The following is an 11,172-nucleotide window of genomic DNA, read 5'->3' as shown; positions in this document are numbered from 1 at the left end:
CTCCATCTTGGCCCATTTCGAGGCCGTTGGGAACGGGGCGGACCATACCATTAGACCCCTTTTTTCTTTCAATAATTGAACCCAGAGGGTACCTGGGCAGTTACAAAAAAAGGAGGATCTTCAAGTGCTGCGTGACCTGCGATCATAAGGGATCCCCTTTTTTCCTTTATAGATGCCAAACAATGCCGTTGGCAGGTGCAACCAATAATACTTAACATATTTTTTAAAGTTTGGGGTCTCGATCGACGCCATGGAAAATAAAGGAATAATTATTTCCTTTAATATAAGTATTAATGTTTTTGGGAGGAAACGGGCATAACGATAGGCACGAATTCTGAACAAAAACTGTCCCACGGACCTGGGAAACATGATGATCAAAATGAAAAACACATAAAAATTATTCAACAATTTCATCGTTTGCTTCTGGGACTGAAATTCACCTCCCGCATGATAGTGGGCATTGACTCCCATTTCGATATTCCGCAATCCCGATTCTTCCAGATAGCCATGTTCCAAGGCATATTGGATGATTTCGGTGCCTGGAAGATAGGTCAGATAGAAATTGGCCAGGCGTGTCGGGGTATGTTCCAGGAAAAAACGGGCCGCTGCCAGTTGGTCTTTTTCATTGGCTTCCCAGGGGAAAAAAATGTAATCGACGCTGATCCCCATCCCTTCGTTGCGACACCATTTGATGCAATCGGCCAAATGTTCATTTGTTTCGTAGCGTTTCAAGATCTTTCTTCTGTTATCGGGATTCAATGATTGGATCCCGACCTGGATATAGAAGCATCCCGCCTGTTTCAGGATACGAATATCTTCTTCCTTCAAAACGCTCGGATAACCAGTCACCTGAAAGGGAACCCCCACTTCATCGGGATACCGTTCACAGAATTCACGCATCCATTTTTTGTTCAAAACAAAGACATCGTCGATGATCAAAAAGGATTTGGGGTGGTAGGTATCCCGCAAATGGCGCAATTCTTCCAAGGAGCGATCCACACTTTGCATCCGTACCCATTTTTTTTTGTTCGGGAACACGCTACGCTTGCTTTGGTTGGCGCAGAAGGTGCAATGGAAGCCGCACCCGCGTCCGCACATGTACAGAATACTATCACCATAGTCCTCGCAATGTTCAAAAATTTCCCGATCGGAATAAGGCAATGTATCCAGATCTTCTTCAAGGGGACGAACCGGATTGATTATGTTCACTCCATCCTTCACATAACCCAGATTCAAGATCGAACGATCGACCGCTCCATCCCGCTCCAAGGATTGGACCAGTTCCAGTAACGGATATTCCCCCTCTCCAAGAATGATGAAGTCAACCTGTGGATGGATCAAAACTCGTTCCGGCAACGCCTGGACATGAACTCCGCCAAATACCGTCACCACATCCATCTTTTCCTTGACCCTGGCGGCGATTTCCAGGGCCCAGGCATAGTTCATCGTGAAGACCGAAAACGCCAACACGTCCGGTTTCAAGGAGACGAGATAATCGGCAAATCGTTGATTATAGTTAAGGAGTTTTGGGATCGCCGGGATATGGAGAAATTTGGTATCGTCAAACAGGGAAGGTTCGAAGGCGAGCTGGGTTTCATACCCATGACGACGCAATACGGCACTCAAGAACCCGATGCCCATGTTTTCCGCACCGGTGTATGGAAAGACGATCTTCATTGTAGAAAAATCCTGAGATCCATGGGTTGTCACGATCGCCATGGGTTGCGAGTCCATGACGTTCAGGTCGGGTTTGACAGGCGCTTGATGCCGACCAGGGAATAGCTGACTCCGCGATAGGGACGAATGGAGATGGAATCGGGTTCAAACCGTGTCGCACTGAACCAACGGTCGCAAGTTGCCCGTGTTGTGAACCGGGTTTGGGGTGCGTTGAGTTTGTCAAACACGTTTAGCGTGTTTCTCTCAAACGAAAGTTTTCTGAAATTGATGAAATATTCATAGTAGGGCAAACCCTTGAACATGGAAAATCGATAAATTGTATGGACTGGCAGATACAATACAGCTGTCACCCCTTGAGACAACCAGCGCAACCATGACCGTGGAAGAAAGCGAAAGAACCATTTGCGCAAGGGTTCCACCCCCCATCGGACCAGGAAGTTGCCTTCGGCACTGTAGGTCCAGACCACCATTCGGCCACCGGGTTTCAAATGGGCATAAAGATTGTCGAAGGTCCGATCAGGATCATCGGTATGGTGGATGACACCGATACACACCACCACATCGAACTGCCGTCCCAGTCGCATGGTTGCCAGGTCGTCCGCGACGAACGTGATGTTTTTGGTTCCCCGATTGTATTCTTCGGCCAAATCGGTCGTATTCAGATCCACCGCCGTCACCGACCGGGCAACCGATGCCATCATCCGCGTATGCTGTCCCCCGCCGCATCCCCCTTCCAGGACCTCCTGGTCACGAAAATCTTCCAGGGTTGCTGGTTGGATCCAATCCAGAAACAAAAACACCTCATCGTCCTGAAACATGGACCATTGTTGGTGCCATTCGGAACGTTCGTCGTGACGGAGATTCAATTCTGCCATGTGGAGACCATCATTCCAAAGTGCGACGTCTGCAAAACGAAGCCTTCTCGCCAGCCGGGAAACAGACTCTCTACCCCCATCCCAGTCTGGACAACACGCGCAACAACGTTTTTTCAAACAACAGCCCCGAAAAACCGGTTCGCATGCGCAACCTGGCCAATGGTGTATAGATTCGCGCCAGGAAACGCAACGTGCGAAATTTAAACGTATTCCCCAGATCGATCCTGAAAATTTTATTATCGATGAAGTTGCTGCAAATTTGCAGCATTTCAATCTGTCGGATCATGGCCGGTGAACACCATGGGAGTCGATCCGACTGCTTGGCCTCCACGCTGTTTTCCACTTCTGCCCAATCCTGGGACCGGACTGGAGGTCGATAACCATGCTGTATCGCCAACGTATGGAGTTCCGTATGCGGCAGCGGTCGAAACAGATTGGGCGGAAAAATCATGGCGGAAGGATTATCTTCGACGATACGCAACATCAGTTTGCGGGTGGCATGTGCATCCTCGATGGTTTCCCCCGGCAATCCCATGATCCAATTGTAGCCGCTCTTGAGATTGGAATGCCGCGCCAGCTTGCGATTGACCTCGATGATGTCTTCCACGGTACAATTTTTTTTGATCAGATCCAATGTTCGTTGTGAACCCGATTCCGCGCCGATGTGCATGATATCGGTTCCCACCGCGATCAGTTTTTGCAGGAATTCATCACTCATCTTCTTGATTTCATTGATACGCGCCCCACGAAATCCAAGTTTGACCCCAAGGTTGCGCCGCTGGATTTCATCAATGATTTTCTCGACATGGGACAGACGGACAAACGAATCATCATCGATGAAATAGATATAGGTCGCACCATAACGTTGTTGAACCAATTCAATATGATCTACAACATCTTCATGGGGATAGATTTCGTATTTACGCCGTATTCCTTTGTATTGCGCAGGCGATGAACAAAATGTACATTGATAAGGACACCCCATGGCGCTATACATCGAGAAAACACGTTCAGCATTGTTGAACTGGCCATACCGACCGAGGTCATTTTCGATCAGGTCGTAAGGAATCAAACGATAATCGGTCCATTCAAATTTGTTCTCCGGAGGAACGACCCGGATTTCCCCTCCATCACGATAATTCAAACCGGATATTTCCACCAACGCCTTGGCATCGGAATCCCGGCGTAAATATTTGCACAGATCGGCCAAAGGCTGGGAACCATAGCCGGAAATGGTAAAATCGACCGCGGGTTCTTCCAAGAGTATTTCACGACCATTGAACGTGGCATGCGGACCACCCCATACCACCGAGACTTGCGGAATATGGCTTTTGCACCAGCGTGAAACCTCGACGGCATTGATGATTGGTGTTCCACTCATGACACTGACGCCGACCATGATCGTTTCGGCATCGATCTTCGATGCCACAAGTTCCTGCCAGTGCCTGGGGTTCAATCGGGCATCGACGATACGCAGTTCAAACTGTTCCTGAAGGGCGCCGATACCGGCATAGAGCAGGCTCAACGGCAAATGGGTCACCAGCGAACCTGTCATGCCGAGCCGTGGATAATAGAGAACAATATTCATTGGCACGTCAGGGCACGCTCCTGCTCCATCGAAAAAATTTCGGGACATCCCGATCCAGGGATCATCTTTTTTCTGAGACTTCCGTTGACGCAGCCTTCAACCCAACCCATACTTTCCGGATTCAGGGTCGGGAGGTCCAAAGTTAGATTCTTTCAACATTTTTTCTAAAGAGCAATGACCACAACCATGGAATCCATCACCCTTCCAGTCCCGGCGTGTCCGACTCCATCGCCGTACCAAAAAACATCGGATTTTTTCAAGACATTGAAGGATGACCGACAGTTCCTGTCAATCATGCTGATTGCCGATATTTTCTTATTTTTTCTGGTTTCTCTGGGAATCCATCCATCAGGCGGCGCGGATGCCATTTCCTACTTGGCAGCCTATTACGATATCAACCCTGGTGCAACTTTTTTCCGTGTCATACTTTCTTCCCAGATCGTCGGCGTGCTTTCGGGTCTGAGTCCCACCCTGTTTCATGTTTCCCTGCTGCTGCTGCACCTGGTTTACCTGATCAGCGCCTATTATGCGGCAACCATCCTGGGCGTGCTTGCCGCACGAATCGTGACTGTGTTGATCGTGTTGCATTTCCAGGTCAATGTTCTGTTTCACCAACTGGCCAGCGACAATCTGTCGGCCCTGGGCGTGGCCTGTTTTGCTGCCTTGGCCGTTCGATGGTATACACGCAATCTTCTGTCAACCCATCTGCTTCTTGGTTGTGCCGCTTTTCTTCTGGTACTCATCCGCCCATCCAATCTTCCCTTCATTTTGTTTGGCCTCATGCCCGTCCTCTGTCATGGTTTCAACCGTCGCAATCTGCAATACGCCCTGGCCTTTTTTGCCGTGTTTGCCACGGGAATGATTGGCTATTCTTCATACAATTACACCCGTCATGGTATTTTTGGAGTTGCCGCGGGCAAGGATCTCATTCCCGGATTTTTTCTTTTCACCACAGGGAAGTTTCATCCACAAAACGGTCCTGCCTCGGCCAGACTGTTTGAATTGATTGATCGGGAGTTGATGAACAAGCCACCCTATGTCGATCTTGGCATGAATGCCGAAACTTTTTTTGCCAGACATGGCCGCAACATGTTCAACGACATGCTGCTGATCGACAGCTACTACGCCCCCGGAACCGTCCGTAGCGCCAGCCTTGAAACCATCCAACACCATTTTCTGGAACTCACGGGCGCCTGGCTGAAACGGCTTTATTTCATCCTGAACCATTATCACTCCCTGGAACTCAATCCCCGGACGGAACAGACCCCTCCTGTCATGTCGCCATCGAATCTTTCGTTCCCTCCCGGGGACCATGCCGACGTTCCAATAGGATTCAACTCGATGCCCGAAGGACTCCGCCTGTTCGATGAGCTTGAGCGGGATCAAAAAAAACGGTGGCAACAAAGACATCCCAATCCTGCCCATCTTCCATCATATGAACAATTGGTACAATCGTACCCTCATTTTCTACGGTCTGGAACGGGTCATTACACGGCAAGTCTTCTCATCAGTCATTTCATGATCACCATTGTTCCGCCGATGGGTTTTTTTCTTCTGGCGGGTCTGGGATTGGTGACCCAATGCCACCGCAAGGAAGTCCGCCTGATTCTCCTGCTGCTCTTTCCCGCTTTGACGGTCATTATGATTTCATCCTCGCTCTATCCCACAGCGACCTATCGAATGCCCTTCGATCTGCTTATCGTGATGGCCGGAGTTGCAGGCATCATGGGGAGTTCATTCATGAAAAAGTTATTCTTCTCGGCGCCTTGACATGACGTAACCGTTCAGACCCCTTTTTTCTTTCAATAATTGAACCAAGAGGGTATCTGGGCAGTTACCTTTTTTCTTTCAATAATTCCGAATCCAGAGAGGGATCTGAATAGTTACGACATGACTGCCCGGTGCTTCCACCATGACGTTCCCCTGATGATGGCAGGAGCATGGCGCGAAAATTGCGTTTCAATGACATGGAGCCATGAATAACGGGGGACCTGGCCCAAATTTCGTGCAAGTGGTCATTTTTCAGGCAAAGTGAATCGATTTCGAGAAATTTCTGCCCGGCAAAGGTGGCCCGGCGAAGATCAACGTGCCAGGAGTGCCTGGGTGAGGATGGTCGGGAGACGAGACATGTCGCATTTTTTCCATTGGTCGGATGTGGGAAAAAGGGTTGTGCGTGCCGTGATGGGATGGTTTTTCACCCGTCCCGAACGGCGTCGTATCGAGGGGGAACTCGAAAAGATCGATCTGATTTTCTGAACATGGAGGGCTTGATTTCGGTCAGAAACCGGTTGAAAGCCCGAAAGAGAGGTATCCGTAAGGTTTTTCGAATCTGTGGGAGCTGAAAAGATTGTAGGCGTAGGGGACATCGCCCAGGAACTGGTTGGTCATGTATTGCGACCGGGCGAAGGCGGCGACATGCGGGTGGAGTTTGTAACTGACTTCACCGGTGATGTGGTGATTGGTGTCGTAGATGGTTTTATCGACGTGTTGCAGGAGTGCGATGCTGTCATCCAGGTCGCCGCGGTCCCATTTTTGAAACCGGTATCCCAGGCGGATGCGCCAGTCGTCGTTATGCCACTGGGGCATGCCGCCCAGTTGCAGATAGGTGGCGTCGTAGCTGACATACATGCCGGGAGGCAGTTCCGGGGCGCCGTAGGAGGACATGGGGATGATGAACGAGGTGATGCCGCAGTTGGGATTGGAAACATCGACCGCCCGACCGCTGACTGCCGAATCCCAACCACCATTGATTTCATCGGGTTGCAGGATGCGATCGATTTTGTAGTTGCAGTCGCCAAAGGAGGCGAAGATGTCTCCGACCTTGACTTCGCTGATGCCATGACTGGCGAACAGGGACAGCGAGGTGGACGGAGTCAGGGCCCAGGAGGCGATGACATCACCCTGGAATTGCCGATCGCTCGGTTTTTTGATGACGATGGAATCGGTAGCGAACCCTGTGCCATAGATGGGTGTCGCGGATCCCTTGACCACCTGGCTTGAACTGTTGCCCCAACCCGAAAGTCTCAGGGAGATGGCGGGCATCCGTTCCTTGTTGTCGGTGACTTGATACTGAATTCCCGCCTGATAGGTGTTGTTGTCCCCCTTGTCGAAGGGTGTTTTGACCGTTCGGTCCCAGTAGCTTGCGTCGGACCAGAGCCTTCGGTCCAGCGCCAGGCCGCCACGCAGGTGATAGCCCGAAAGATCGCCGATGTCCTTGCCGCGTGGGTCTTCTTCACGGACACTGAAAACATCGAGGTATTCGTTCATCCCGTCCCATCCCGCCTCGACCTCGCCATGAAACGGGCGCTTTTCCTGCTGTACCGAGAGCAGTTCATCCAGGGGTGCGGCCAGAGCTGTTGCCCCGGCGCTCAATCCTCCGACCGTCAGAAAACCAACGATCCGCCACGGGATGCGGGATGGATTCGGAATGGACATGATCACGCGGTCGTTACCGTTGCCGATGGATTGAACTGGGACATCCAGGAAACCTTCCGCACCGTGAAGCCTTTTCTCCTGATCCATGGATACAGGATTGTCGTCTGAACGGAAAGGAAATAAAGATCCGCAATTCCATCCATGCCACGTTCGCCATCCAGCAAAAACCAGGCCGCTTTTATGCCATCCAATGGCCTCCTCTCCCGATGTGACGGAAAACCATGAATTGTCCGTAATGCCCTTTGGTGAACCGGTTGTTGTCGTGCGAGAGAACAAACCCGTCGGGCATGGCGTCCTGTGAACCGTATCGACACCCCAACGGTGGAACATGAGGAAAAAATCAACGATCCCGACCCCGGTCGGGGCGGGAACAAGGTGAAAATCAACCAACCGCCAATAAAATCAACCATGATGACCAGAAGTTGGTTGATTTTTTCGGACAAGGACAAAAAGTGCCTTGACTTGTGAATCGACGGTATCTTTAATGGTAGATGCGAGAGCAAACCTGTTGCGGCATGAGACATCGGTTTGATTGATGAAATCAACCAGATTTCCCCCGTGTTGTCGTGCGTCCCGACCTCCGGTGTAAACTGTCGAGAGAGGACCCGCCCATGCCATTGACCATTGCATCAAATATCGTTGCCCTTTCGGTGCAGCGCAAAGTAGGACAGACCAACGACGCCCTGGGGCAGACGTTTCTCCGTCTGGCGACAGGGCTCCGCGTCAATTCCGCCAAGGATGACGCGGGAAGCCTCGGGCTTGCCACCCGACTCACCGCCAAGATTCAGGGATTGGGCAAGGCGGCCCAGAACGCCAATGATGGCATTTCCCTGTCCCAGGTCGCCGACGATGCCCTGGTCGAGACCGTCAACGCCATGCAGCGCATTCGCGAACTGGCCGTCGAGGCCAAGGGGGGGACCAAATCCAGCTCCGATCGGCAGACCCTTCAGACCGAAGTGAATGCCATGATTTCCGAAATCGATCGCATCGCCACCGAGGTCAAGTTCAACGGTCTCAGGTTGCTGGCGGGTTCGTTCACCGCCATGGATTTTCACATTGGCGCCGATGCCGGCAACACGGTCGAAATCACTTTTGCCGCAGCCAGTACCAACAAGGTCGGCCTGGGTGTCGCGGGTAATTCCGCCGCGGTCAGCACCGTTACCAAGGCGAGCCGGACCATCCTTCTCATCGACAGCGCCCTGGACAGCATTTCCTCCATCCGCGCCACCATCGGCGCGGCGCAAAACCGTTTCGAGTCGATCGCCAGTCAGATTCAATCCCTTTCCGACAGCTACACCACGGCGCGGTCCAACATCATGGATGCCAACATTGCCAAGGAAACCGCCGAGATGACCCGGAACACGATCATCAAGCAGGCGGGTATTTCGGTTTTGGCCCAGGCCAATCTGCAACCGAAGCTTCTTCTGCAACTCCTCGGCACCGTCTGAGCCTGGGAAAAAAATATCGTAAAGATGGGACCGGGAAGGGTGCGCCCCTTCCCGGCAGCGCCAGGGGGAACGCTTCTGGCGTGGCATGCGCTGCGCACTCCTTGTTTCTTCCCACGTATGTTCATGATTCTTCCAGGGCCGGATCCGATCGATCGGGATTGATGGCTCTTCATATGTTCCCATGGTTTGTGAACAGTTGGCATGAATCGAGCATTATCCGTTCTCGTGTTTGTCGGTCCAGCGGACCGTATTTTCGGAGTTGGGTTTGAATGAATCGATTGTTTCCATCATGAACCATCGAAAAAAAATCCCATGACGCGCGACAAGGGGCGGCGTCCCATCATTCTTGTGGTGGATGATACCCCCGAAAACATCGATGTCCTCAAGGGGGCATTGATTCACGAGTACACGGTTCGTCCCGCCCCCAATGGTCAGGTTGCCTTGAAGGCGGCATCGATTCCACCGTATCCCGATCTGGTGCTTCTGGACATCATGATGCCCGGCATGGATGGCTACGAGGTATGCCGGAGGTTGAAGGAAAACAGGGAGACGGCGGACATTCCGGTCATCTTCGTCACGGCGCGTTCGGAGGAGTCGGACGAGATCGAAGGGTTGCGATTGGGGGCGGTGGATTACATCACCAAACCCTTCAGCATTCCGATTGTCCAGGCGCGCATCAAAACGCATCTTCAATTGCGTTCGGTGACCCGGGCGTTGAAAAAAAACAATCAGAAACTGATGTACGAACGACAGTTGATTGAAAGCATCATTTTAAAGATGCGTGGTGCCGATGTATTGGATGAGCGTCATTTGCGGCATCTGATTGCGCCGGTGGAGCAGACCGCCGGGGATGTATTGTTGTCCACCCTGACTCCGGAAGGACGTCAGTTGGTCCTTTTGGGTGATTTTACCGGTCACGGGCTTCCGGCGGCCATTGGCGGTCCCCTGGTGACCTACATTCTTCACCAGCAGGCGCAGCGGAATGTTTCGGGGGAGGCGATTTTGCACGAGATCAACGTGCAGCTTCATGCCCGCCTTCCCACCGGTATTTTTTTCGCGGCGATTCTGTTGGAGATTTCCCCGGGGAGGGACCGTATCGATCTATGGAATGCCGCCATTCCCGAGGCGTTCTGGATGCGTCGGGGGCGGCTTATCGAGAGTTTTCCTTCGACGATGCCGCCTCTGGGGGTGACGACATCTTTGAACATGGCGGAGTCTCGGGTCACCCGGGCGTTGCTGCCGGGTGATCGGTGGTACCTTTATTCCGACGGTATTACCGAAACCCGGGGCATGGATGGCGAGATGTTTGGTTCGGAGCGTTTGGCCGATTTTCTGGCCACGGCGGGCGAAGAGGGGCCGTTGGAGGGGGTGTTGCAGCGGCTTGAGGCCCATTCCGGGGCCAAGGTTCAGGATGATGACATCACGTTGGTCGAGGTTTCAATCTGAGGTTCGTGATTGCCCACGCTTTCCAAAGGTCCGATTTCAAGTACACGACGGACATGTTCCAAGGCATTCTCGGAGACGTCTTCCGAATGCTCAAGTTTGCTGACGTAGGCCTGCGAGACGCCCATTTGTCGCGCCAGTTCAACCTGTTTGATACCCGCTTTCATGCGTGCCAACGCAACAGGATTCCGAATATAATCCTCTGGCCGAAAAGGTTCGTAGTCCTCATCCCGCCTGGTCTCGATATCCAGGCGTGAGACTTCTTCCTCGATTTGTTCACGGAGGGCCTTGAAAATTTTTACAGGCAGAAGAACGTATTCGTCCTGGCCATCCTGCCCTTTGATGATCTGTATGTTCATTTGTAAGCATCCCCTCGGGATCGGATGCGTTCCACCGCTATGATCTTGATGGCATCCTGTCGATCATAAATGATCCGCCACCCTCCAACTCGTAGCCGCCACAGATGGCTGCCGATCAATGGTTTGACATCAAGTGATGGATCATCCGGATCCAGTCCCAGTTCCATAATTTTGCTGGTAATCCTGAGCCGGTCTTTTGCGTGCAGGCTTTGAAGTTTTCGTTTGGCCTCACGGCGGATGGTGATCGTGTAGCGCACGGTTAACATTATAACCATTTCAGGTTATAGTTCCAGGCAAATCATCATGAGTGAAAAGTTTTACTGGCTCACCCGAACCGGATTGATGGG

General features: G+C 51.9%; 9 protein-coding genes. 3 read left to right on the top strand and 6 right to left on the bottom strand.

What is annotated here, in order from left to right; all coding sequences use genetic code 11:
- Positions 1–120: 120 nt before the first annotated feature.
- The 3 genes from HQL76_15085 to HQL76_15075 all read right to left on the bottom strand — a co-directional run bounded on the left by HQL76_15085 (position 121) and on the right by HQL76_15075 (position 4,146).
- On the bottom strand, positions 121–1,677 hold the full coding sequence (locus HQL76_15085; GenBank protein ID MBF0110490.1) for a B12-binding domain-containing radical SAM protein: 1,557 nt from the start codon (positions 1,675–1,677) through the stop codon (positions 121–123).
- A 62-nt stretch (positions 1,678–1,739) separates the two neighbouring features.
- Positions 1,740–2,552 (bottom strand): class I SAM-dependent methyltransferase, encoded by an 813-nt coding sequence (locus tag HQL76_15080; GenBank protein ID MBF0110489.1) that lies wholly within the window; start codon positions 2,550–2,552, stop codon positions 1,740–1,742.
- A 70-nt stretch (positions 2,553–2,622) separates the two neighbouring features.
- Positions 2,623–4,146, bottom strand: coding sequence for a B12-binding domain-containing radical SAM protein (locus HQL76_15075; GenBank protein ID MBF0110488.1), 1,524 nt, complete (start codon positions 4,144–4,146; stop codon positions 2,623–2,625).
- A gap of 258 nt (positions 4,147–4,404) precedes the next feature.
- Between HQL76_15075 and HQL76_15070 the strand changes: the two genes are divergently transcribed.
- Positions 4,405–5,910 carry a hypothetical protein gene (locus HQL76_15070; protein MBF0110487.1) on the top strand — a complete coding sequence of 502 codons (1,506 nt, stop codon included), beginning with the start codon at positions 4,405–4,407 and terminating at the stop codon, positions 5,908–5,910.
- A 507-nt stretch (positions 5,911–6,417) separates the two neighbouring features.
- Here the strand turns inward: HQL76_15070 and HQL76_15065 are convergent.
- Positions 6,418–7,575 carry a hypothetical protein gene (locus tag HQL76_15065; GenBank protein MBF0110486.1) on the bottom strand — a complete coding sequence of 386 codons (1,158 nt, stop codon included), beginning with the start codon at positions 7,573–7,575 and terminating at the stop codon, positions 6,418–6,420.
- A gap of 611 nt (positions 7,576–8,186) precedes the next feature.
- On the opposite strand from HQL76_15065, the gene HQL76_15060 reads away from it, so the two are divergent.
- Complete coding sequence (locus tag HQL76_15060) at positions 8,187–9,023, top strand: flagellin FliC (protein MBF0110485.1); 837 nt, start codon at positions 8,187–8,189, stop codon at positions 9,021–9,023.
- Positions 9,024–9,335: 312 nt separating this feature from the next.
- On the top strand, positions 9,336–10,469 hold the full coding sequence (locus HQL76_15055; GenBank protein ID MBF0110484.1) for a SpoIIE family protein phosphatase: 1,134 nt from the start codon (positions 9,336–9,338) through the stop codon (positions 10,467–10,469).
- Here the strand turns inward: HQL76_15055 and HQL76_15050 are convergent.
- The gene (locus HQL76_15050; GenBank protein ID MBF0110483.1) at positions 10,430–10,825 is read right to left on the bottom strand and encodes a helix-turn-helix transcriptional regulator; all 396 of its coding nucleotides are present in this window, start codon (positions 10,823–10,825) and stop codon (positions 10,430–10,432) included. The two genes, HQL76_15055 and HQL76_15050, sit on opposite strands and share 40 nt — an antisense overlap.
- Positions 10,822–11,091: a type II toxin-antitoxin system RelE/ParE family toxin gene (locus HQL76_15045; protein ID MBF0110482.1), complete on the bottom strand. Its 270-nt coding sequence runs from the start codon at positions 11,089–11,091 to the stop codon at positions 10,822–10,824. Before HQL76_15045 ends, HQL76_15050 begins: the two co-directional genes overlap by 4 nt.
- Positions 11,092–11,172 lie beyond the last annotated feature (81 nt).

The organism is Magnetococcales bacterium (assembly GCA_015228815.1).
Lineage (GTDB): Bacteria > Pseudomonadota > Magnetococcia > Magnetococcales > UBA8363 > UBA8363.
This window is presented reverse-complemented; position numbering and strand designations above follow the sequence as displayed.